The following is a 22,239-nucleotide window of genomic DNA, read 5'->3' as shown; positions in this document are numbered from 1 at the left end:
AGAATAGTTGTTAACTTGCCCTGACACAGTTTGGTTCATGTTTTTTCTTACCCTTCTATCGCGGCTGCCTTTTCCCATACTTTATGGTATTTCGGATTGCCTGTATTTTGTAAGTTATTACCTGGTGCGATACCGAAGAAATTTGGTTAACAAAAATCTTCGTAACGCTTTTCCTGATAAATCAGTTGCGGAGCGCAAGGTGATCGCCAAACAATTCTACCGCAACCTCTGTGATTATGTTGTTGAAACCCTGAAACTTTTAACAATTAAAGAGAATGACCTGAAAATCCGTATGCATTACACGAATCCTGAATTACTTTCAGTGTATACCAGCCAGAATCAATCCGTTATTCTTCTTTCTTCTCATCAGTTTAACTGGGAGTGGTTACTTGCCGCAGGTACTCTGTGGCTTAACGCACCTATAGACTTTGTTTATCAGCCCATTCAAACACGCTTTACAGACTACCTAATGTTGCGTTGTCGTACCCGGTTTGGCGGCTATCCCATCAAACGCAATGAAGTGGCACGCGAACTGGCAAAGCGAAAAAATATCGTGCGCGGCATTGCCATTGTAGCCGACCAGTACCCGGGCCGGTCTCAGGACAAAAAGTACGAAGCCCTGTTCCTGAATCAGAAAACGGTTTTCTTCACCGGCAGCCAGCAAATGGCAACGTTAACGCAATACCCGGTTTTGTACGGAGCCGTAAAGCAACTTAAACGAGGATATTATGCATGCACCTTGGTGAAAATTGCCGAGCCCCCCTATAATGCCGGTTCAGAAATCGTACTGCAAAACTACATAAAGGAAGTAGAGCACGTTATTAACGAAAATCCGGCCGGCTGGCTCTGGTCGCACAACCGGTGGAAAACCCGCCATCTTAAGCGAGCATCTGGGCAATATCCTCGCGCGTCAGCTGCTTCATAATGCTCTCTTCGCTTGTGATGAGTTCGCTGGTAAGTTTTAATTTCTTTTGCTGAAGGGTGAGGATTTTTTCTTCAACAGAATTTCGCGTAATGAATTTGTAGGTAAATACTTTCTTCTTCTGGCCAATGCGGTGGGCCCTGTCAACAGCCTGTGCCTCGACTGCCGGATTCCACCACGGATCGAGAATAAACACATAGTCGGCTTCCGTAAGGTTCAAACCCAGCCCGCCTGCTTTAATTGAAATCAAAAAGGCCTTCACTTTTGCCTCTTTATTAAACCGCTCTACCTGCTCCTTTCGGTCAATGCTGCTTCCATCCAGATAGGCAAAATCAATTTTGTTCGATTTAAGGTACTGCCGCACCAACTCCAGGTGTTTTACAAACTGGCTAAACACGAGTACCTTATGCCCTTCGGCCATGGCGTTTTCAAGCATGTGGGTAATATCCTCCAGTTTGCCTGAATCACCCGGGTACGAGGGCTCCACCATGCGCGGATGATTGGCCAACTGACGGAGTTTGGTTAGTCCTTCCAGAATCATAAACCGGCTGTTGCTCATGCCCTCGCGATCAATCAGGTCAAGTATCCTGCTGCGGTAATATGATTTCACTTCTTCGTAGCGCTTTTCCTGCTCCGGTGTCATTACCGAGTATTGGATGTGCTCCACTTTCTCTGGCAATTCAGTAAGCACCTGTGACTTGTGCCTGCGCAAAACAAACGGCTTAATGATGGCATTAAGTTTTTTAGATTTGGCCTCATCCCCCTTCTTCTCAATGGGCACCTGGTATTCGTTTCGGAAATAACTCTGCGGCCCCAGCATGCCCGGGTTTACAAAACTCATTTGCGACCACAAATCGAGGGTGGTGTTTTCAAGTGGGGTGCCCGTTAACACCAGCTTAAACCGCGATTTCAGTTCACGTACAGCCTTGGCAATGTTTGATGACGGATTTTTTATTACCTGCGATTCATCCAGAATAATGTAATTAAAGTAGAACTGCTTAAACAACTCCACATCCAGCCGGGTGATGCCGTAAGAGGTTAACACCACATCATAGCTTTCAAACCGCCTGATGTCTTTGTTGCGCAAAGTGCCGGTATAATTTAACACCCGCAGCCCGGGCACAAACCGGGCGGCTTCCATCTCCCAGTTATACACCAGCGATGTAGGCATAATGAGCAGCGAAGTACCGCGGCCTGCTTCTTTCTCTGATAACAGCAGCGCTAAAGTTTGTACGGTTTTGCCAAGGCCCATGTCATCGGCCAGGCAGCCGCCCAGTTTATATTCGTTTAAAAACCGAAGCCAGTTATAACCGGCCTTCTGGTAAGGCCGAAGCTCACCCACAAAGCCTTGTGGTACCGGATAGTTTTTAATGCCGCTAAACGATGAAAGCGAACGTAACTTTTCGCTGATGTGTACCTTGGCCAGGTTACCCTCTTCCAGTTCCTTTACCAGGTTAAGGTGGTGCTTGCGCAATACCGGTTTTTCATTCTTTCCTTCCGGTTCACTCAACGCAAACAAATCAGCATACTTGGTTAGCCACACTTCGGGTATAATGGCAATCTCACCGTTGGGTAACTTAAATTCAACTTTCTTTTTCAGGATGAGTTTCCGTAATTCTTTAAACGGAATTTCAAATTCACCAAACCGGATTTTTGCATGGATATCAAACCAATCGATGTTTTCCTTTACCTCAACTTCAATAACCGCTTTGCCCACAAAATATTTTTTATCGTGGTTTTGGGGCTGGCTTACTTCAAACCCCAGGTTAAGCAGGTTGACCCGGTTCTCATTCAACCACGAGAAGGCCTCTGATTTGGGCACCACCGCCTGAAAGTCTTTCATGCCTAAGCCCAGTTTTTGAAGGGTAGCCAGAAAGTTTTTTTCGCTATCCAGTTTTCGCACAACCCGATGAAATATGTAATCGTGGTTGTGATGTTCAACGGTAACATTAACAGGAGCCCGGTATTTGCCCTGCACTTTATGTTTACCGTACTTAAAGGAAAGGTCAAATACAATTTTTCCCGATTCATCGCTCTTATCCTCCTCCGGGGGTTGCCCGTCAGCAAATAAGGTAGCCGATTGCACCTGGTTGGTTTGCAGTTCGTAAAGTGTTAATACAGGCTTTGGATCGTATTCGCTCTTGTTAATTTCAAAACCCTTTGCTTCAATGTCGTCAAACGAGGCAATGAGCGGAGCAACAAATTTGTCATAATAGGTCTCTTCCAGATTTTTTGGAATAACAATAAATTTTTTGGTGAGGAACGGAAGCAGCTTTTTTCCGTCTACATATTTTTCAAAGCCGTATAGTTTTCCATTCAGCACCAGCCAGGCCGGGTTTTTGCAAACCAGGTATGCCGAAGGATTGGGCAACTCCAGTTTTTTTCCCTGATGAAATATCGTGGGGTAGTAATTGGTGCCTTCTGCGCCCCGCATAAAATGAAACTGGATGGTGGCGCGTTCGTCCTGCACTTCAATTTTACGATGGGTGGGCTCCCCATCATTACCCATTTCGAATACCTGCTTCCCCCTTAGAAGCTCCAAAACCTCGGCACGCTTTCCCTCCAGGTAAACTTCAATCTGCTCCTGAAGCGGCCCGTTGCCCTTGGTTTTATGGTAAACCTTGGGGTAAAATTCTTCGGCTTTGATGGGCTTACCGGTAAATTTCTTTGCCACCGCATCCTGTTGCATCTGGTCCATCAACCGGATGAGTTCAAAGTCGCGCTCATCCAGGCCCCTGGCAAACTCGCGTGCATTTTTGGCTGAAATGTTCTGGTGCTGGTAGGTAAGCCGCCCTTTTTCGTCAAGGTGCACAATGTAGGATTCAAACAAAAAGCCCAGGTACTCGTGCACGTATAACGAGTAGATAATCTGGAAGGGCTGAGATGCTGAAACCTTCATTTAGCAAGCCGTTCTTAAGCATTTTGCTGAAAACGGAACATCCAAATTAGGGATTTTTGTGTTTAGAATAGCGCAAAATTTTAAGCTATTTCCACTGCCGGCTACAGATTTTGTACCGAGGCAAACCGTGCGGCCAGCACGGCCGGGCGCCAGGAGGTGAGCATTGTAAGCGTTGCAACCACCAGCAGCGTGCTTATAAAATCCATGGGTACCACTTTAACCGGATAGCCCTCCGTAACGGAAGTTTCCATGCCCATGGAAATAATGCCGTACTCTAATTGAAGCCAGCAAAAAATGCCGCCCAACACCAGTCCGATAAAAGCGCCCAAAAATGCAATAATGGCTCCTTCGGTTAGAAATATCCGCCTGATTAACGGCTGGCTTGCGCCCATGGCCGATAACACCGAGATGTCTTTCTTTTTGTCTATAGCCAGCATCATCAGGGTGAAGAAAATATTTATTGAACTGATGCCCAGCAGTACGGCAAAAGCCAGGAAGGTGAAGAGTTTTTCCATTTTAAGCAGCCGGTATAAATCCTGATGCTGCTCCTGGTGATTGAGCACTAAAAAATTTTCACCCAGCAGTGCCTTCAGCTGCTTTTGCACTTGTCTTTCATCCGCACCTTGCTTTGTTTTTATTTCCAGCGAAGTTCGTTTGGTGCCCATGTTTAGCAAATCGCGGGCAAACGCTAACGGCACGATAATGTAATTCTCATCAAAGTTCTGAACAATGGAGAAAACCGAGCCTGCAAAAAGTGTTTTGCGCGAATATAGTTTTGACGGATCCAGCGTTCCCGAATTTACGTTGTTGATGTAATAAACCTGCAGGGCATATTGATTGTCATCTACCGCTACGGAAAGATTATATTGTATACCGCGGCCGATGATGGCATAATTCACATCGCCTTCTTTCAGCCGCAGCCGGCCGGCCACAATCTTATCATCAATCCGATGCTCCTTTAAAAAATCATCACTCACACCTTTCATGGTAACCACCTGGTTGGCATCGCGGTAGCGCAGGTAGGCATAATCTTCAATTACTTCGGTAACGGTTTCCACACCGGGTACCTGCCGGATGGCAGCAAGCAGCGAATCGGTTACGGAAAACGATTTGCCCCGGCTGGCTTCTATCTTAATTTCGGGATCGAACGCGTTGTTGAGCGACCGGAGCAGATCTTCAAGACCGTTAAATATTGAAAGCACAATAATGAGGGCGGCTGTACTGAACGCTACTCCTGCCAGCGAAAGCAACGATATAATGTTAATAAAATTCTTCTTCCGTTTCGATACCAGGTAGCGCCCCGCAACAAACAAAGGAAAGTTCATAACCTACTCGGTTGCGGGCGGTATATTCAGGCTCTTTATCAACGATTCGATGCGGGCGGCATTCTCCTCTACTTCATCCAGGATAAAAATCAATTCCGGAATAATTCGCGCCTGGTTACGGATGCGATCGCCAAGGGCCTTCCGGATTTCACTCTTATGTATATTCAATTTATTGAGCACGCCCTGCTTGTTTTTTTCCAGCATCATGCTGATATAGATTTTGGCCACGCTTAAATCGGGGCTCACCCGCACATCGGCTATTGTTATAAACGAGTTGCCCAAAATGCCCCGCTTATCGCGTTGAAAAATATCGCTGATCTCCTTTAAAATCAGTTTTGCAAACTTCTGTTGCCTGGTGGTGCCGGCCATAAAGCAAATATGCCGCATCACGGCCCAAATAACAAGCCGCTGGGGTGGGCCTGCCTAATTAGGTGCATTTTTTAGCGTGCCTATTCCTTTCTATTTTTCAGCGCCCGAATGCATGATTCGCTACTTCCGCATTAATGATCCCTACCGGCTGCTCGGCTTATTGGCGCTGATTGGGCTGCTTTTCACACCGCAGCTCATTGACCTGCCGCCTGTAACCCTTGTTGAACTTAAGGGATTAGTTGTTGGCGAAAAGGTAGCTGAGGGCTTTATGCCTTACAGTGAAATTATTGATCATACCGCCCCACTGGCTTCCTGGTTTTACGGTTTCTGCAACTGGCTGTTCGGTCGCTCGCTTTTGGCCCGGCATATTTTCGCCTTTATCATTTTGTTTCTTCAAAGTGCCTTTATCGGTATGATGTTTATTGAAAAAAAAGCCTTTACCGAAAATACGTACGTGCCGTCATTCATATTTTCGATATTAACGCTTCTTGCTTTTGATATAATAACTTTAACGGCCGACTTAGCAGCCTTTGGCTTTTTACTGTTGGCACTAAATAATTTGTTTAAGCAAATTGAATTTCGGGTTCAGCGCGATGAAACCCTGGTAAACATGGGGCTTTACCTTGGTTTATCTTCGCTGTTTACATTCTCATATCTTCTTTTCTTTCCTGCTTTTGTATTGCTGTTGATTTTATTTACCCGAAGCAGCGTACGGCAATACCTTTTACTGTGCTTCGGTTTTCTGCTTCCACATGTGCTGGTGTTTACAATCTACTTCCTGTCCGACCATCAGTTCGATCTGATTCAGCGGTTTTATTACTACAACTTTTTTATCGGGCGGTCTGCTTTAATATCGTTTACCGGTTTGCTGGTATTGTGCAGCATTCCGCTGATTTACCTGCTGCCGGCACTTGTGGTACTTAACCGCAACGCCCGGCTTACCAAGTACCAGTCGCAATTGTTACAAGCTATGTTTTTGTGGTTTGTATTTGCCCTCATGCATGCCTGGCTCTCACCCGACTTACGCCCACAAACACTTTTGCCTGTTGCACCTGCCGTTGCCTTTTTACTTACCCACTTCTTCCTGCTCATCAGGCGAAGAAAGTTTGTTGAATTTTATGCGTGGGTTTTTGTGGCAGGCATTACAACCACTGGCTACCTTGCCCGTTACGAACTGCTTCCGGTAAACTGGTCGGGTTTGTTCGTACCGGCAATGCAATCCGTAACGGGTAAAAAAATTCTTGTATTGGGTAATCACCCTGAGTTGTGGGTACAGAACCGTTTATCGCCACCGTTTATAAACTGGGAGTTAAGCCGGGTTGTTTTTGATAATGCTGACGAATACCGCAGCGTATTATTGGTAAACAAACTTTTCAAGGCCGATCCCCCGCAGGTAATTATTGATCCGGAAAGCCGCATGCAGCCCTTCTTTAACCGCCTTCCGGCCCTTGCCGCCCGGTACAAAAAATCAGCGATTGGCTGGGAGGCTGTCAGCAACTGATTTTTCCTACCCTGCGTTCGTGCCGGCCGCCTTCAAACGAAGACGATAAAAATTTTTCGAGAATTCCCTCCGCTTGTGCGGACGTTGTAAAGCGGGCGGGTATACACACAATGTTTGCGTTATTGTGTTGGCGGGCCAGCGCGGCCACTTCCTCATTCCAGCATAATGCCGCCCGTATGCCCTGGTGTTTGTTGGCTGTCATGGCCATGCCGTTGGCGCTACCGCAAATCAACAAACCAAAATCAGCCTGATGGTTCTCCACAGCATCGGCCACCGGATGTGCATAGTCAGGGTAATCGGCTGATTCGGGACTGCTGGTGCCAAAATCCACCACCGTATGGCCTTTGTGCTCCAGCCACTTTTTAAGCAATTCTTTATGCTCAAAACCTGCATGGTCGCTTCCTGCTGCAATAGTCATGTTGCCTGGTTGTTTAATTTCTCTTCTTTTTCCTGCTGCCTAACCACGTATGCCGATATCAAGATACTGAACTCATAGAGCAAGAACAACGGAATGCCGATCATCGTTTGGCTAAAGGGATCGGGCGGGGTTACGATGGCCGCTACTATCAGGATGATAACAATGGCGTGCTTGCGGTACTTGCGCATGAAGGAAGGCGTAAGGATGCCGATTTTTGACAAAAAGTAAACCACAATGGGCAACTGGAAGAGCAGGCCGCTGCCAAATACCAGCGTTACAATAGTTGAAACATACGAGGTGATATCAAACTCATTAACAATCATGTCGCTGATTTGGTAGGTAGAAAGAAAATATACGGCCAGCGGACTCATAATGAAATACCCGAAAGAAACGCCCATAAAGAACAACACCGAAATAAAAAATACGGCCCCGCGCGAATAGGTTCGTTCTTTTTTCATCAGGCCGGGTTTAATAAATTGCCAAATTTCCCAGGCCACATACGGAAATGCCGCAACCAAACCGATTACCAGCGAGGCGGTAATATGCATGGTGAACTGGCCCGTCATGTAGCGGCTTTGAATTTTAAACGGGATTTCGCTTACGCACAGGGTTTCTTCATTACCAACCAACTTTCCTAAAGCGCACATCCAATCGTAAAAAATAAAATCAGGCCGTGCGGGCGCAAAGATGATGTGCTGAAAAATCCAGGGGGCCATGATAAAGGCTGCAATGGTAATAATAATCACGGCAAACAACGAGCGGATGATGTGCCACCTGAGTTCTTCCAGGTGGTCGAGAAACGTCATCTCTTTTTCTTCACTCATTGCTTAAGCGTACAAAGGGAATTTGCGGGTAAAGGTGTGAACTTTTTTCTTAACCGAATTAAGGTTAGCGGCATCATCGGGCGCTTTCAGAACTTCATCAATCAGGTCAACAATTTTAAGCATGTCTTTCTCATTCATGCCACGCGTAGTAACGGCCGGTGTACCAATACGCATACCTGAAGTTACCATAGGCGATTGTGTATCGAAGGGCACCATGTTTTTGTTAATGGTAATATCGGCTTTGATAAGCGCCTCTTCGGCTTTTTTACCGGTAAGGTTTTTGGAACGCAGATCAATCAGCATCAGGTGATTATCCGTTCCGCCTGAAATAATTTTGTATCCCTTCTTTACAAACGCATCGGCCATGGCTTTTGCATTTTTTACAACCTGCACAACATAGCGCAAATAGTCATCGCTCAACGCCTCTTCAAACGCAACGGCTTTGGCAGCAATAACATGTTCAAGCGGGCCGCCTTGTGTGCCGGGAAACACTCCGGAATCGAGCACGGAGGTGATTTTTCTTATTTCTCCCTTAGGTGTTTTCAGGCCCCACGGGTTATCGAAGTTTTTGCCTACCATAATCATACCTCCGCGCGGGCCGCGCAAGGTTTTGTGTGTGGTGGTAGTTACAATGTGGCAGTACTCCATCGGATCATTGAGTAACCCTCTTGCAATTAATCCGGCCGGGTGGGCAATATCGGCCAGCAGCAAAGCGCCCACCGCATCGGCCGCTTCGCGCAATTTTTTATAGTCCCAATCGCGGCTGTAGGCCGATGCACCACAAATGATCAGCTTTGGTTTTTCGCGTTTGGCAGTTTCAATCACTCTATCAAAGTCAATACGGCCGGTATTTTCTTCCACCCCATAAAACGAGGGCTGGTAAAGTTTACCGGAAAAATTTACTGGCGAGCCGTGCGTGAGGTGACCGCCATGAGAAAGATCAAACCCAAGAATTTTATCACCGGGTTTCAAACAAGCCAGCATTACCGCAGCATTGGCCTGTGCGCCTGAGTGTGGCTGCACGTTGGCCCACTCGGCATTGAATAATTCTTTGGCGCGATCAATAGCGAGTTGTTCTATTTCATCGACCACCTCGCAGCCACCATAATAGCGTTTTCCCGGAAGCCCTTCGGCATATTTGTTGGTTAGCACGGTGCCCATGGCTTTCATAACCTGGGGCGATGTAAAATTTTCGGAGGCAATCAGCTCAATGCCATGTTGCTGCCGTTCTTTTTCTTTTTCAATGAGATCGAAGACCAGTTTATCTTTTTTCATCAGGGCCGGGTTAAAAACGAAAGGCAAAAATAAGCCAATTCAGTAATCAAGATTGCCAACAGGTCATATCTTTCCAGTTTACCACCGCCCGCTGCTGCCGCCTCCGCCAAAACTTCCGCCTCCGCCCGAAAATCCGCCACCACCGGATGACCAGCCCCCTCCTGAAACCCATCCGCCTCCCCGCGAAGAGCCGCCACTGCTGCTTTGCATGGTATCCCAGCCCTTTCGTTTAAAATAAAATTTAAGTATGGGCCACAACACCACATAACCAATCAGTATGGCCATGCCTGCTTTGAAACCAAAGATTGAAGCCGGAAAGGTGGCATAAAAAGGAATAAGAAACACATACAAAAACCAACTCTGGCCGCCCTTCAGTTTTAACCCGATAAACGTAAACACACCCAGTATTGTGAAAACAAACACGCCTATTAATGCTTGTTCTTGCCAGGTCATTCCGCTGTCAAATCCATTTGCATCATCACTTACATATTCTCCGCCAATGGCCTGTGTAATGGCTGTAACGGCAGCCGATACTCCGGCATCAAAATCATCGCGCCTGAAGTTGGGGATGATCTCGTTACGAATGATGCGGTTGCAAATGGCATCGGGCAGTACGCCCTCAAGGCCGTAGCCTACTTCAATGCGAACGGCCCTGTCATCAATAGCAATGAGCAGCAGCACACCATTGTCTTTGTCTTTCTGTCCGAGTTTCCAGTACTCGGCCACGCGCAGGGCATATTCTTCCAGTACCTCACCGTTTAATGAAGGAATGATTAGGATGGCAATCTGGTTGGAGGTGGAGTCTTCGTAGTGCTTAAGCTGTGTTTCGAGCTGCTGCACGACCTGTTGCGATAGCACACGGGCCTCATCATGTACCCGCATGCCCCACAACTCCGGTACGGGACGTTGGGCTACCAGCAGTGCTGCGACAAAAAGGCAAGAAGTTAAGGCAAGTAATTTTTTCATGCGCGCAACCGGGCTAGTTAATCCGCAAATCATCGCGTAACTCATTTACATCATCACTGGTCTTTTTAAACCCTTTCTCCAGCAATACATCTCCGCATTGTTTGATGGCGGCAACAATGCCCTCGGTAATTTTTCGTTTGCGGATGTTTTCGGTGAGATCGCGCACAATTTTATCCCAAATTTTTTGCTCCACAACTTTGCTGATTCCCCTATCGGCCATTACAATAACTTCATGTTCAAAGAAGGAAACAAAAATCATGATGCCGGTACGGTGGCGGGTGTTAAAAACTTCTTCTTTCAGAAAAGCATTTTCAGCACGCTGGCGTGCAGCATGTTCCATGTGTACTTGCGAAACAAGCGTTCTACGTATGGCATCGGAAAAATTGGGAAGCACCGCGCCAAGCAACCCCCCGGTTATTACAATGAGGAAAATGAGCAGCGGATCGTAAACCGCATAAGCCGGAATAAACTTATCGAAAACCACAATCAGCAGAAACACCAGCGATGAAGCCATAATGCCCGCTTTGTAGTTGGCAATGTTGTAATACCCGCTGCGCGGAACGATAACCGGAACAATCTCACCAGAGATTTTTGATTCGGCCTCATGCACAGCGGCTTTGATCTGCTGCATATCTGCTTCTGAGAATGTGTTGCGCAAGTTCATGGGTAAGGCGTTTTATTAAAGGTATAGAAAATACTAATCCCGTAATTGCCGCAAATAAAGTTGTATGGTGTTTTCCAAACCAAAGTACAGCGCATCGCAAATCAGCGCATGCCCGATGGACACCTCATCCAGAAACGGGATGGATTGCTTTAAAAACTTCAGGTTGTTTAAATCCAGGTCGTGCCCTGCATTAACCCCTAAGCCAACAGCTTTGGCGGCTGAGGCGCACGCCCGGTAGGGTTTTATCGCTTCTTCACGGTTTGCCGCATAGCCCCTCGCATACGGCTCGGTGTACATTTCAATGCGGTCGGCACCGGCTTTGGCGGCACCATCGGCCATGGCAGGCAGGGGGTTAACAAACAACGACACACGCGCTCCGGATTTTTTCAATTCGCTGATAACCTCTGTGAGGAAAGAAGCGTGTTTAACGGTGTCCCAACCTGCATTCGAAGTAATCACATCAGGCGCATCGGGCACCAGGGTGGCCTGTGCGGGCTTTACTTTTGCAACCAACTCAAGATAACGGGTATCCGGATAGCCTTCAATGTTAAATTCTGTCTTAACAACCTTTGCCAGTTCAAGCACATCGGCATAGCGAATATGCCGTTCATCCGGGCGCGGATGCACTGTAATTCCCTGCGCACCAAACCGCTCACAATCCACAGCGGCTTTAATTACATCGGGGTTGTTGCCGCCACGGGCGTTGCGCAGGGTTGCAATCTTGTTAATGTTTACACTTAACCGGGTCATTACAAAGGATGAAATTACAAGAACTCCGCTCAAAAAATCTATTCTTTTTACATTTGCCAAAACAAACTTCCATGAGCCTCAAAAACAAAATCGATGCGGATATTAAAACTGCCATGCTGGCCAAGAACAAAGAAGAACTTGAGGCGCTGCGCGGAATCAAGTCGTTAATCCTGCTGGCCGAAACGGAGAAAGGTGCGGCCACCGACATATCAGGCGAAGCTGAAAACAAACTGCTGATGAAAGCCGCCAAGCAACGCAAAGAGTCGGCCGAAATTTTTCAGCAGCAGGGCCGTGCCGACCTGGCCGAGAAAGAACTTTTTCAATTACAGGTTATTAGCCGGTATTTGCCCAAACAACTTTCAGAAGATGAACTTGTTGCCGAGGTAAAAAAAGTAATAGCCGAGGTTGGCGCAAAAGGACCTCAGGACATGGGTAAAGTAATGGGCGCGGCCACCAAAAAACTGGCCGGGCAGGCTGACGGAAAACTTATTTCCGAACTGGCGAAAAAACTCCTGCAGCCTTGAATATCCTTGATGTTATGCTGGCGATCATCATTCTGGTAGGCGCTGTAGCCGGTTATCAGAAAGGTTTTTTGTATTCGCTCTTTTCGTTGTTGGCTATCTTTTTAGGTGTGCTGGGCGGATTTAAGTTAATGGGCATTGTTATGGTTAAGCTGTCGTTGTATTACGAAATTGATTCCCGCATACTGCCCTATGCCGCATTCGCACTTGTTTTTGTACTCATTGCGGTAATTGTAAGACTACTGGGCTCCCTGCTTCGTTCCTCGCTCGAAAAAACTACCCTGGGTCGGGCCGACCAGGCAGCCGGTGCACTGCTGGGTTCAGTAAAAACTATTTTCATGATAAGCATCATGTTGTGGCTTACCGAATCTGTCTCACTGGAGTTGCCCGGCCACTGGCGCAACGAGTCATCGCTTTACGGATTTGTTGCCAATTTTGCCCCAAAAACCACTCATTGGATAGGGGAGTTTATGCCCGCCTTTTCCGATCTGTTCAGGCCCGGCACAGAATAGCCTAACAGGCTGTTTCAGTTGAATTTTTTTTCACTACTTTTTGGTTGTAAAAAGGCTGTATGGCGCTAACGGTTAAAGATGAACAAGGATTCCGGTTTGTGGATGAGGGTACCGGACAAACGCTGTTGCTGTTACATGGCCTTTTTGGTGCCCTCAGCAACTGGGAGGGTGTTGTAAACCGCTTTGCAAAAAACTTCAGAGTGGTTATTCCCATGCTGCCGATATACGAAATGCCTATTAAGGATGCGGGCCTTGAAGGGTTGCGCAATTTTCTGGAAGAATTTGTTGCGTTGAAAAAACTGGATAAGATGATTATCATGGGCAACAGCCTGGGGGGTCACATTGCGCTGGTTTATACCCTGAAGAATCCTGGAAAAGTTACCAAACTTATACTAACCGGTAGTTCCGGATTATTTGAGGATTCAATGGGTGGTTCCTACCCAAAACGCGGCAACTATGAATACATACGGGAGCGGGTGGCCTACACCTTTTACGATCCGGCCGTAGCCACCAAAGAACTGGTGGACGAGGTTTTCGAAACCACCAACAGCATTCCGAAATGTTTACGGATTGTGGCCATTGCAAAATCAGCCCAGCGCAATAACCTGGCAACTGAAATAACAAACATTCATACCCCCACGTTGTTAATATGGGGGCTCAACGACACCATTACCCCAGCCATGGTTGCCCATGAGTTTAACCGCCTCATTCCAAACTCAACCCTCCGGTTTATTGATAAATGTTGCCACGCGCCCATGATGGAACACCCGGAAAAATTTAACACACTGGTGGAAGACTTTTTGATGAATTAGCGTATTTATGTGAAACGATTTGCTTTGTGATAGCCGAAGATTTAATCAACCACATGATTCCTCCGCTCAAGGCGGATGACGATGCGCATAAAGCCATTGTGTGGATGGATGAATTCCGCTGCCACCACATGCCGGTAGTAAAAGACGGCCGGCTACTTGGTTTTATCTCCGAAGAAATCATCCTGGAAAGCAATAACATTGAACGCAAAGTTGGCGATTTTGACCTGGTTGGTTCAGCCTGCCACGTATCCCTTAATACCCATTTTTACGACATCTTAAAGACCGCATCCGAACACAAATTGCAAATGGTGGCTGTACTGGACGATGCCGGGCACTATGCTGGCGTAATTACCGTACAGGATACCCTCGCTTCATTTGCACAATCAGCTGCAGTTCAGATGCCGGGGGGTATTTTGGTGTTATACATGAACCACACCGATTACTCGATGGCCGAAATCAGCCGGCTTATCGAAGAGAATCGTGCAAAAATTCTTAGCAGTATCGTTAAAGAAGACCCTGCCGATCCCGGCAAAATCCGGCTTACGTTAAAACTGAATCAACTCGACCTTTCGCGAATAGTAGCTACCCTGGAACGTTTTGGTTATAAAGTAATCGGGCGTTATCAGGAATCGAAACCGGTTGGTTCCGAAAAAGAGCGCATCGATATGCTGCTGCGCTACCTTGACATCTGATTTATACAAGGTTTTAACTGTCGGTAAATCCTTGTACCTTTATTTCTATTTCACTCATCAACTGGCCAGCCCTAAACAAACCGCGTTGCCTATGAAAATTGGTGTCCACGGTAAGGAATTCAACCGCCAGTCTGTTCCATTTATACGCAGCATCTTCGGGTTACTGCAGAAACATAAAGTTGATTTATATGTTTCCGATAAATTTTCACAGCTTTTGTCTGCCGCAGCGTTCAGAAGTTTTAAATGGAAAACCTTTTCGCATGGCGCTAGCCTGAAAAAGCTGCATGCTTTTCTCAGCATTGGTGGCGATGGTACCCTGCTTGAAAGCGTAACGTATATCGGACCGTACGAAATCCCGATACTGGGAATTAACACTGGCCGGCTCGGCTTTTTGGCTACGATTAGCCAAACCGAAACAGAACATGCCCTGCTTAAAGTTTTTGATAGCGACTTTTCGCTGGATAAGCGAGCTATTTTAAAACTGGAATCGAATAAAAAAATTTTTGGCCGGTTAAACTTCGCCCTCAATGATTTTACGCTGATGAAAAAGGGGGCCTCCTCCATGATAACCGTTCATACATTTATTGATGGCGCCTTCTTAAACAGCTACTGGTCAGACGGCATTATTGTGGCAACCCCAACCGGTTCAACCGGTTACTCGCTTAGTTGTGGGGGGCCGCTGGTGTTTCCCCGTTCAGGGAATTTCGTTATTACCCCGGTCAGCCCGCATAACCTTACCGTGCGGCCAATTGTAGTGGCCGATACCTCTGCGATTACTTTTCAGGTAGAGGGGCGGATAAAGAAATTCCTGGTTACGTTGGACTCGCGCTATGCCGAGATTGATGACACGGTAAAGTTGAAGGTGGTAAAGGCTGATTTCAAGGCCAATCTCATTCAGCTAAAAGGGCAGCATTTTTTCAAAACCCTGCGCCAAAAGCTTAACTGGGGATTGGATATTAGGAATTGATTTTTTCTTAGATTTGTAGTTCACTGATTGCTAAAGACTTACTCGGTATGCGGAAACTGATTTACCTACTTGTTGCGTATCTATTCCTCTCGCTTGGATACGAGGAAGCCTATGGGCAGATGAACCGTAGAAACATAAAGAAAAACAACAAGCGAATTGCCAGTTTTCGGGGCAAAAAATCCCATTTCGGCAAAGACAAAGTATACAACGCGCTGGGTATCTCACTTAATGCCCTCAATTATTATGGCGATTTATCCCCCTCTCCAAAACGGGTAAGTACCGACCTGGGCTTTACAAGGCCTGCTATTGGTGTATCCTTTACCCATCGGTTTGGCCCGCGTTATCAATTACAGGCAGCTTTCACGTACGGTGGCATTCGCGGGGCTGATGTTGAATCGGCTGATCAGGGCGACACAGAAAACGGAGTATTCCGCTACAACCGCAACTTATCCTTCCGAAATCGAATTAAAGAATTATCCGTTGTCGCCCAGGTTGACCTTTGGGAGAATCAGGCCACCTACATCAGCCGGGTAAAATGGACACCGTATGTTTATGCGGGTATTGCCGTTTTCCACCACAACCCACAGGCGCAGGCTCCTGAATTTGATGCGGCCGGCAATCCAACTGGTAAAAAAGGCCAATGGGTTGACTTGCAGCCCCTTGGTACCGAGGGCCAGTTTGCCAACCTGAACCCCACCGATGTTAACTATGGCATAAAGCCATACAAAAGAATTCAGCCCTCCATACCATTTGGCGTTGGCGCTCGTTTCAGAATAAATGAAGTGATGGACTTAGCGGCTGAGTTTGGATTCCGGTACACGTTTACCGACTACCTCGATGATGTAAGCGGCAATTATGTCGACTTAGGAGTATTTGATAATACACTGGCACGGGCAATGTCGTACCGCAGCAACGAAGTAGCAACACCAAATTACACCTACACAGGGCGTGATGGACAAACCTACAACGTGTTAGCCGGTTATGGAACCGAACACCCCGATAACCTTCGCGGCAATAACAGCAACCGCGATGTGTATATGGTAACCACTGTTCGCCTGACATACATACTCGGGAAAACTTTCCACCGGGCTAAATTCAGATGATGCTAAAATTAGGTAAGCGCACACTCCCCGCTCTATTAGCCGTATTGTCAACATCGTTAATTGCCCAGCGCTCTGAGGTCGGATTTGGTATAGGCACATTTAATTACACAGGTGACCTGGTGCGAACTTTCTCTGTTTCGAACCTGGAACCGGCTGGCACCATTTTTTATCGCAACAACATCAGCAAGGTGGTTAGCCTGCGTTCAACCATTTCGTTTGGAAAACTCGGAGCAACAGAAGTGCCTCTTGATGCAGCTGCACGCATGCGTAACGCTTCTTTTGATATTTTTCTTTTTGAGGCCGCTCTCGGCTTTGAATACCATTTTCTCGACTGGCGCGATAGTAAACGGCCCATGCGTTATACCCCCTATCTTTTCGCTGGGTTTGGGTTGTTCGGAATTTCCGGTTACGACATTAAACCTGTGGAGTACAGCAATGTTCAGGGGGCAATACCTTTCGGAGGCGGCTTTAAATACATTGTTAACCCCAAGCACTACATTTCATTTGAGGTCGGTATCCGGAAAACTTTCTTCGATTACCTGGATAATATCAGCGGAGGAGATCAGACTCAGAAGAATTACCGATACGGAAATCCGAACGATAACGACAACTACTTTTTTGTTGGCATAACGGTAACACGCACATTTTACGACATCCCCTGCCCGACCAATCCTTATAAATAGTAAGGTTAAAAATGAATTGGTAAAATAAGCTAATTTTGCCCCCCTTGTGGCCTCTTTTAAAGAACATATTGACTTTACACGGCTACCCAGGCATATCGCCATCATCATGGATGGCAACGGCCGGTGGGCAAAAAAGAAAGGCGCCATGCGCATTTTCGGTCACCGAAATGCCGTGCAGGCCGTGCGCGAAGTAACCGAAGCCTGTGGCGAGTTGGGTATTAAATACCTGACCTTATATGCATTCTCGACCGAAAACTGGGGACGACCCAAAGAAGAGGTTGAAGGCCTGATGGAATTACTCGTGAATACCCTCAGGCAGGAAATCAGCACCCTGATGGAAAATCAGGTAAAACTATTAACCATTGGCGATACATCCCACCTTCCGGAAAACTGCCAGGAAAACCTGAAATGGGCTGTGAACATGACCAAAGAAAATAACGGACTGGTATTGATGCTGGCGCTCAGTTACAGCGGCCGTTGGGAAATTGCAGAGGCCGCAAAAGCAGCAGGAAGAGACATTGAAACCGGGAAACTGAAAGCCGAATCGATAACCGAAGTGGTTTTTGAACGCTACCTGACCACGGCCGGCATTCCCGACCCGGAATTGCTCATCCGTACCAGTGGTGAAATGCGCGTCAGCAATTTTCTGCTGTGGCAAATAGCCTATACGGAACTCTATATTACGCCTACGCTGTGGCCGGACTTTCGTAAAGAACACCTGTACGAAGCCATTTGGTCATACCAGCAGCGCGAACGCAGATTTGGTAAAACAAGCGAACAACTGAATCCGGTAAACTGAATGAGAATTGTATTGCTGATTTTGTGGCTGGTAACAATTGGATGGGAAGCGAGCGGTCAGTTCAGGCGCAGCCGCGAACGTTCATCGGCCGTTGATAACAACCTGAATTATACGAATCCTTCGGAATACACCATTGCCGGCATTGACGTTACCGGCCTTAAAATACTCGACCCCAACGCCATGGTTTCCCTTACCGGGTTGCGTGTTGGAGATAAAATTAAAATTCCCGGTGACGCCATTTCGGGCGCCATACGCAAACTCTGGAAACACGGGCTCATTGGCGATGCCACCATAGCCGTAAAGCAAATTGAAGGCGGCAATGTCTGGCTGACTGTACAACTAGCCGAACGGCCGCGGCTTACCAACTTTTATTTTACAGGCATCAACAAATCACAACAGTCTTCACTCAAAGAAGATCTGACACTTATCCGGGGAAAGATTGTTAACGATGCCATGATTCGGAACACCGAACTGGCGGTGCGAAAATTCTTCGTAAAAAAGGGCTACCTCAACACCGAGGTAAGGGTGGTTCAGGAACGCGATTCCCTGACCGATGGTATCCGGCTGCGAATTAGCATAAACACCGGTTCGAAAGTTAAAATCAACCGCATTCGTTTTATTGACAACGAGAAGTTTTCGGACAATACCCTGAAAGCAAAAATGAAATCAACCAGCGAGTACCCACGCATTGAATTGCATCGCACCGCCTTGCGAAAATTACTGGCTTTTAATACCTCCGATGTAAAAGCGTTTCTGGATACTTCGTACGCAGTAACCTGGAATGAAGTGCGCGAAGCCTTTAGCCAGAACATTCAACTTAATGTTTTCAAAGGCTCAAAGTTTGTTCAAAACGACTATGAAGATGATAAGCAGAAAATAATTGCCTTTTACAACTCCAAAGGATACCGCGATGCCGAAATCGTGGCCGACACGGTGTTTGCCAACGACAGGCGAACGATTAATATTGACCTGCGTGTAGAGGAAGGAAACAAGTATTATTTCCGCAACATCATCTGGACGGGCAATTACATCCACACCGATAAAACATTAAACGCCATTCTGGGCATTAAAAAAGGCGATGTGTACAACCGCGAACTCATCGATAAAAAACTCACCTTCAACCCCAAAGGAGCCGACATCAGCGGGCTTTATATGGACGATGGCTACCTGTTTTTCAGAATTAACCCGGTTGAATATGCGGTAGGCGGTGACTCCATTGATGTGGAGATGCGTATTTACGAAGGCGAACAGGCTACCATTAACGAAGTGCTGATTTCCGGCAACGAACGAACCAGCGACCACGTTATCAGACGTGAACTTTATACATTGCCGGGGCAGAAATTCAGACGCTCCGATATCATACGTACCCAACAGAAACTGGGCCAGCTTGGCTACTTCAATCCGCAGACTATCAATCCCAACCTGACACCCAACCCCGCAACGGGTACGGTTGATGTGGAGTGGCAGGTGGAGGAACAATCCAATGATCAAATTGAACTCTCCGGAGGCTGGGGCGGAGCCTTTGGTTTCATCGGTACGGTGGGATTAACGTTCAACAATTTCTCGGCCCGCAACATTACCAACCCCAGTAAGTGGAGGCCGCTTCCGGTGGGCGATGGCCAGCGGTTATCCCTTCGGATACAGGCAAACGGAAGAAATTTTCAAAACTACAGCGTCTCATTTAGTGAGCCCTGGCTTGGCGGCCGTAAGCCGCAATCATTTTCCATCAGCGCCAATAAATCATTATCAAGGCAGTTTTATAATCGTGCCGACAGCAGTGGCGTGATTCGTGAAATCGAAACCAAAATTGGCGTTAGCAATATTTCAGTCGGGTTGGGCCGCGTATTAAACTGGCCCGATAATTATTTTACGCTGGCCAACTCGTTGTCCTTCACCATCTATGATCTTCGTAATGCGCCCAACTTTATTCCCGGTTGCGTAAACTGTACATCTAACTCCATTACCCTCAACACCACCATTGCGCGCAACAGCATTGATAACCCGATGTATCCTTCGCAAGGGTCTACCATTTCGTTAAGTGGCACATTTACACCTCCCTTTTCGTCCTGGCGCAACATTAACTACGAAACAGCCACCAGTGAAGAAATTTATAAGTGGGTAGAGTATTACAAAATCATGTTCGATGCGAAGTATTACATACCCCTCGACCGGAAGAATAAACTTGTATTTGAAGCCAAAGCGCATTTCGGATTTATCGGACGCTACACCTCAAAACTTGATTACACCCCCTTTGAACGATTCTACCTGGGTGGTGCCGGGCTTGCCGGTGGTTTTGGATCCTTTGTGTTGGGTCAGGATGTTATCGGGTTACGCGGTTATGATGATAACCAGATTACACCACCGTATACTTCCTTGGACAATTCCGTCAGGGGTGGCATTGTCTATACCAAAATGGGCATGGAGTTGCGCTATCCCATTACCACCAGTAACGCAGCCACCATTTACGGATTTTTATTTGCTGAGGCCGGAAATAACTGGAACAATTACCAGGATTTTAATCCCTACTCTTTATACAAAGCAGCCGGATTTGGCGTTCGTATTTTTATGCCGGCTTTCGGGCTAATCGGTTTAAACTGGGGCTTGCCGTTTGATCCCTTCCCGCTTGGTTCGGATAACCCCGTGGGCGGCTCCAAGTTTCAGTTTACCATTGGCCAGCAAATCCGTTAAAAACATGCGGTTTTACCTTATTCCGATATTTTTTGTCATTTTCGGCCTGAATTTTGTCCAGGCTCAACGGTTCGGTTACATCGATACGGATTTTATCCTGAATAAGATGCCCGAATACAAAAAAGCCCAGGATGAAATAAACCGGCTTTCGGAATTGTGGGAAAAAGAAATTCAAACGATGATGAAAAACATTGAGGGGCTTTACAGTGCATTGCAGGCCGAACAGGTTTTGCTGACTGATGCCATGCGCAAGGAACGACTTGATTTCATCCATAAGAAAGAGGCCGATTTGAAGGAATACCAAAAAAAGGTTTTCGGATTTGGCGGCTTGTACTTTTTAAAAAAACAGGAATTAATAAAGCCCATTCAGGACAAAGTGTGGGATGCCGTGGATAAAGTTGCCAAGAAAAACAACCTCGCCATTGTTTTTGATAAATCGGGCGAACTGGTGATGATTTATACCGATCCCCGCTATGATTATACTGACTTTGTACTGGATGAATTGGGTTTAGGCGATGCCAATGATAAAATAAAAAACTAACTATTGATTTAACTTTACTGTGATGAGAACACTTGTCTATTTACTTGCTTTCGGATTCGCCACGCAAATCGCGCAAGCACAAACGCACAAAATCGGCTATGCTGATGTGGAGTATATTTTCAGCCAAATGCCGGAAGCAAAACAAATTGAATCAGAACTTCAGTCCTTACAAACTCAACTGAAAAATCAGATCGACACCAAAGTAGCTGAGTTTCAGAAAAAGTTAGCCGAATACCAGCAGTATGGATCTACCGTTCCGGATGCCGTTCGCCAGAATACCGAGCGTGAACTGCAGCAAATGCAAGCCAACATTGAAAAGTTGCAGCAGGATTCACAGGCCAATTTTCAAAAGAAGCAAAGCCAACTGATGGAACCTGTTTATACGAAAGTGGGCAAGGCTATTGAAGAAACGGCAAAAGAACACGGGTACTCACTCATTATCAATAACCAGATTAGCGGCCTGGATGTAGTACTCTATGCCGATGAAAAAATTGACATCTCTGACCTGGTGCTTAAAAAAATGGGGATCACCCCGAAACCACAGGCTAACAAATAACTTCTGCTGTTTTGAAGGATGAAAAGGCCCTGCTGTTGGCGGGGCTTTTATTTTACAACGAAGGGGCATTGGCCGCTGCGCTTACCACATCGTCAAACTCTATCCCGGCCATTTTTATTGAGTATAGTAACAAGCGCACTTCTTTAACGTGAACCCGTCCATCTACCTCCGACATCTTGTAAAGAAGAACAAAGGCTTTAAGCTTTTCATCGTCCGAACAATTATTTAACCGCTCGATACCTGTTTGGTAAATATCCCGCTCTTTACGTGTTTTTATGTCATGCTCAAACTTTGCAAAAATCTCATCCGATATCCCCTCACGTTTTTTTATATGCTGTAATGCCGTGCGCTCGTTATCATCAATAACACCATCGGCACTTACCAGCAAGTGCACCAGGTATAACAAACCAAACTGATAGTCGTTGCTCATTGGATAATACTTGGTTTTTTAA

At 46.6% G+C, this 22,239-nt stretch carries 23 protein-coding genes; 13 read left to right on the top strand and 10 right to left on the bottom strand.

Annotated elements, in window-relative coordinates:
* Positions 1 to 37 precede the first annotated feature (37 nt).
* Positions 38 to 925, top strand: coding sequence for a lysophospholipid acyltransferase family protein (locus tag HRU69_04765; protein ID QOI96846.1), 888 nt, complete (start codon positions 38 to 40; stop codon positions 923 to 925).
* On the opposite strand, the gene HRU69_04760 is transcribed toward HRU69_04765, so the two are convergent.
* The 3 genes from HRU69_04760 to rbfA all read right to left on the bottom strand — a co-directional run bounded on the left by HRU69_04760 (position 879) and on the right by rbfA (position 5,515).
* Positions 879 to 3,821 (bottom strand): DEAD/DEAH box helicase, encoded by a 2,943-nt coding sequence (locus tag HRU69_04760; GenBank protein QOI96845.1) that lies wholly within the window; start codon positions 3,819 to 3,821, stop codon positions 879 to 881. The two genes, HRU69_04765 and HRU69_04760, sit on opposite strands and share 47 nt — an antisense overlap.
* Positions 3,822 to 3,922: 101 nt before the next feature.
* Positions 3,923 to 5,146, bottom strand: coding sequence for an ABC transporter permease (locus HRU69_04755; GenBank protein ID QOI96844.1), 1,224 nt, complete (start codon positions 5,144 to 5,146; stop codon positions 3,923 to 3,925).
* 3 nt (positions 5,147 to 5,149) lie between these two features.
* Entirely contained in the window at positions 5,150 to 5,515 is a 366-nt protein-coding gene (gene rbfA / locus HRU69_04750) for a 30S ribosome-binding factor RbfA (GenBank protein ID QOI98824.1), read from the bottom strand.
* A gap of 76 nt (positions 5,516 to 5,591) precedes the next feature.
* Between rbfA and HRU69_04745 the strand changes: the two genes are divergently transcribed.
* On the top strand, positions 5,592 to 7,016 hold the full coding sequence (locus HRU69_04745) for a hypothetical protein (GenBank protein ID QOI96843.1): 1,425 nt from the start codon (positions 5,592 to 5,594) through the stop codon (positions 7,014 to 7,016).
* On the opposite strand, the gene rpiB is transcribed toward HRU69_04745, so the two are convergent.
* The 6 genes from rpiB to HRU69_04715 form a co-directional block, all read right to left on the bottom strand.
* Positions 7,006 to 7,434, bottom strand: coding sequence for a ribose 5-phosphate isomerase B (gene rpiB, locus HRU69_04740; protein QOI96842.1), 429 nt, complete (start codon positions 7,432 to 7,434; stop codon positions 7,006 to 7,008). The genes HRU69_04745 and rpiB overlap by 11 nt on opposite strands.
* Positions 7,431 to 8,258, bottom strand: coding sequence for a twin-arginine translocase subunit TatC (tatC, locus tag HRU69_04735; protein ID QOI96841.1), 828 nt, complete (start codon positions 8,256 to 8,258; stop codon positions 7,431 to 7,433). The genes rpiB and tatC overlap by 4 nt, the downstream gene beginning before the upstream one ends.
* Before the next feature lie 3 nt (positions 8,259 to 8,261).
* The gene (locus tag HRU69_04730) at positions 8,262 to 9,533 is read right to left on the bottom strand and encodes a serine hydroxymethyltransferase (protein QOI96840.1); all 1,272 of its coding nucleotides are present in this window, start codon (positions 9,531 to 9,533) and stop codon (positions 8,262 to 8,264) included.
* Between the two features lie 78 nt (positions 9,534 to 9,611).
* The gene (locus tag HRU69_04725; protein QOI96839.1) at positions 9,612 to 10,499 is read right to left on the bottom strand and encodes a TPM domain-containing protein; all 888 of its coding nucleotides are present in this window, start codon (positions 10,497 to 10,499) and stop codon (positions 9,612 to 9,614) included.
* A 13-nt stretch (positions 10,500 to 10,512) separates the two neighbouring features.
* Positions 10,513 to 11,163 (bottom strand): TPM domain-containing protein, encoded by a 651-nt coding sequence (locus HRU69_04720; protein QOI96838.1) that lies wholly within the window; start codon positions 11,161 to 11,163, stop codon positions 10,513 to 10,515.
* A gap of 33 nt (positions 11,164 to 11,196) precedes the next feature.
* The gene (locus tag HRU69_04715) at positions 11,197 to 11,913 is read right to left on the bottom strand and encodes a pyridoxine 5'-phosphate synthase (GenBank protein ID QOI98823.1); all 717 of its coding nucleotides are present in this window, start codon (positions 11,911 to 11,913) and stop codon (positions 11,197 to 11,199) included.
* 71 nt (positions 11,914 to 11,984) lie between these two features.
* Between HRU69_04715 and HRU69_04710 the strand changes: the two genes are divergently transcribed.
* The 11 genes from HRU69_04710 to HRU69_04660 all read left to right on the top strand — a co-directional run bounded on the left by HRU69_04710 (position 11,985) and on the right by HRU69_04660 (position 21,787).
* Positions 11,985 to 12,437: a GatB/YqeY domain-containing protein gene (locus HRU69_04710; GenBank protein QOI96837.1), complete on the top strand. Its 453-nt coding sequence runs from the start codon at positions 11,985 to 11,987 to the stop codon at positions 12,435 to 12,437.
* Positions 12,434 to 12,946: a CvpA family protein gene (locus HRU69_04705; protein QOI96836.1), complete on the top strand. Its 513-nt coding sequence runs from the start codon at positions 12,434 to 12,436 to the stop codon at positions 12,944 to 12,946. The genes HRU69_04710 and HRU69_04705 overlap by 4 nt, the downstream gene beginning before the upstream one ends.
* 59 nt (positions 12,947 to 13,005) lie before the next feature.
* Positions 13,006 to 13,758: an alpha/beta hydrolase gene (locus HRU69_04700; protein QOI96835.1), complete on the top strand. Its 753-nt coding sequence runs from the start codon at positions 13,006 to 13,008 to the stop codon at positions 13,756 to 13,758.
* A 26-nt stretch (positions 13,759 to 13,784) separates the two neighbouring features.
* The gene (locus tag HRU69_04695) at positions 13,785 to 14,450 is read left to right on the top strand and encodes a CBS domain-containing protein (protein QOI96834.1); all 666 of its coding nucleotides are present in this window, start codon (positions 13,785 to 13,787) and stop codon (positions 14,448 to 14,450) included.
* Between the two features lie 91 nt (positions 14,451 to 14,541).
* Entirely contained in the window at positions 14,542 to 15,417 is an 876-nt protein-coding gene (locus HRU69_04690) for an NAD kinase (GenBank protein QOI96833.1), read from the top strand.
* A 47-nt stretch (positions 15,418 to 15,464) separates the two neighbouring features.
* Positions 15,465 to 16,520, top strand: coding sequence for a hypothetical protein (locus HRU69_04685; GenBank protein ID QOI96832.1), 1,056 nt, complete (start codon positions 15,465 to 15,467; stop codon positions 16,518 to 16,520).
* Positions 16,517 to 17,203: an outer membrane beta-barrel protein gene (locus tag HRU69_04680; protein QOI96831.1), complete on the top strand. Its 687-nt coding sequence runs from the start codon at positions 16,517 to 16,519 to the stop codon at positions 17,201 to 17,203. Before HRU69_04685 ends, HRU69_04680 begins: the two co-directional genes overlap by 4 nt.
* Positions 17,204 to 17,249: 46 nt before the next feature.
* The gene (locus tag HRU69_04675; protein ID QOI96830.1) at positions 17,250 to 18,002 is read left to right on the top strand and encodes an isoprenyl transferase; all 753 of its coding nucleotides are present in this window, start codon (positions 17,250 to 17,252) and stop codon (positions 18,000 to 18,002) included.
* Positions 18,003 to 20,690 (top strand): BamA/TamA family outer membrane protein, encoded by a 2,688-nt coding sequence (locus HRU69_04670; protein ID QOI96829.1) that lies wholly within the window; start codon positions 18,003 to 18,005, stop codon positions 20,688 to 20,690.
* Positions 20,691 to 20,694: 4 nt separating this feature from the next.
* Positions 20,695 to 21,231 carry an OmpH family outer membrane protein gene (locus HRU69_04665; GenBank protein QOI96828.1) on the top strand — a complete coding sequence of 179 codons (537 nt, stop codon included), beginning with the start codon at positions 20,695 to 20,697 and terminating at the stop codon, positions 21,229 to 21,231.
* A gap of 22 nt (positions 21,232 to 21,253) precedes the next feature.
* Positions 21,254 to 21,787 (top strand): OmpH family outer membrane protein, encoded by a 534-nt coding sequence (locus HRU69_04660; GenBank protein QOI96827.1) that lies wholly within the window; start codon positions 21,254 to 21,256, stop codon positions 21,785 to 21,787.
* A gap of 52 nt (positions 21,788 to 21,839) precedes the next feature.
* On the opposite strand, the gene HRU69_04655 is transcribed toward HRU69_04660, so the two are convergent.
* Entirely contained in the window at positions 21,840 to 22,217 is a 378-nt protein-coding gene (locus HRU69_04655; GenBank protein QOI96826.1) for a TerB family tellurite resistance protein, read from the bottom strand.
* Positions 22,218 to 22,239: the final 22 nt, after the last annotated feature.

It is taken from the genome of Flammeovirgaceae bacterium (assembly GCA_015180985.1).
Taxonomy (GTDB): Bacteria; Bacteroidota; Bacteroidia; order Cytophagales; family Cyclobacteriaceae; genus UBA2336.
This window is presented reverse-complemented; position numbering and strand designations above follow the sequence as displayed.

Coding starts and splice junctions, on each gene's coding strand:
- HRU69_04765 (QOI96846.1), top strand. CDS start 38: ATGTTTTTTCTTACCCTTCTATCGCGGCTGCCTTTTCCCATACTTTAT.
- HRU69_04760 (QOI96845.1), bottom strand. CDS start 3,821: ATGAAGGTTTCAGCATCTCAGCCCTTCCAGATTATCTACTCGTTATAC.
- HRU69_04755 (QOI96844.1), bottom strand. CDS start 5,146: ATGAACTTTCCTTTGTTTGTTGCGGGGCGCTACCTGGTATCGAAACGG.
- rbfA (QOI98824.1), bottom strand. CDS start 5,515: ATGGCCGGCACCACCAGGCAACAGAAGTTTGCAAAACTGATTTTAAAG.
- rpiB (QOI96842.1), bottom strand. CDS start 7,434: ATGACTATTGCAGCAGGAAGCGACCATGCAGGTTTTGAGCATAAAGAA.
- tatC (QOI96841.1), bottom strand. CDS start 8,258: ATGAGTGAAGAAAAAGAGATGACGTTTCTCGACCACCTGGAAGAACTC.
- HRU69_04730 (QOI96840.1), bottom strand. CDS start 9,533: ATGAAAAAAGATAAACTGGTCTTCGATCTCATTGAAAAAGAAAAAGAA.
- HRU69_04725 (QOI96839.1), bottom strand. CDS start 10,499: ATGAAAAAATTACTTGCCTTAACTTCTTGCCTTTTTGTCGCAGCACTG.
- HRU69_04720 (QOI96838.1), bottom strand. CDS start 11,163: ATGAACTTGCGCAACACATTCTCAGAAGCAGATATGCAGCAGATCAAA.
- HRU69_04715 (QOI98823.1), bottom strand. CDS start 11,913: ATGACCCGGTTAAGTGTAAACATTAACAAGATTGCAACCCTGCGCAAC.
- HRU69_04710 (QOI96837.1), top strand. CDS start 11,985: ATGAGCCTCAAAAACAAAATCGATGCGGATATTAAAACTGCCATGCTG.
- HRU69_04700 (QOI96835.1), top strand. CDS start 13,006: ATGGCGCTAACGGTTAAAGATGAACAAGGATTCCGGTTTGTGGATGAG.
- HRU69_04690 (QOI96833.1), top strand. CDS start 14,542: ATGAAAATTGGTGTCCACGGTAAGGAATTCAACCGCCAGTCTGTTCCA.
- HRU69_04685 (QOI96832.1), top strand. CDS start 15,465: ATGCGGAAACTGATTTACCTACTTGTTGCGTATCTATTCCTCTCGCTT.
- HRU69_04680 (QOI96831.1), top strand. CDS start 16,517: ATGATGCTAAAATTAGGTAAGCGCACACTCCCCGCTCTATTAGCCGTA.
- HRU69_04670 (QOI96829.1), top strand. CDS start 18,003: ATGAGAATTGTATTGCTGATTTTGTGGCTGGTAACAATTGGATGGGAA.
- HRU69_04665 (QOI96828.1), top strand. CDS start 20,695: ATGCGGTTTTACCTTATTCCGATATTTTTTGTCATTTTCGGCCTGAAT.
- HRU69_04660 (QOI96827.1), top strand. CDS start 21,254: ATGAGAACACTTGTCTATTTACTTGCTTTCGGATTCGCCACGCAAATC.
- HRU69_04655 (QOI96826.1), bottom strand. CDS start 22,217: ATGAGCAACGACTATCAGTTTGGTTTGTTATACCTGGTGCACTTGCTG.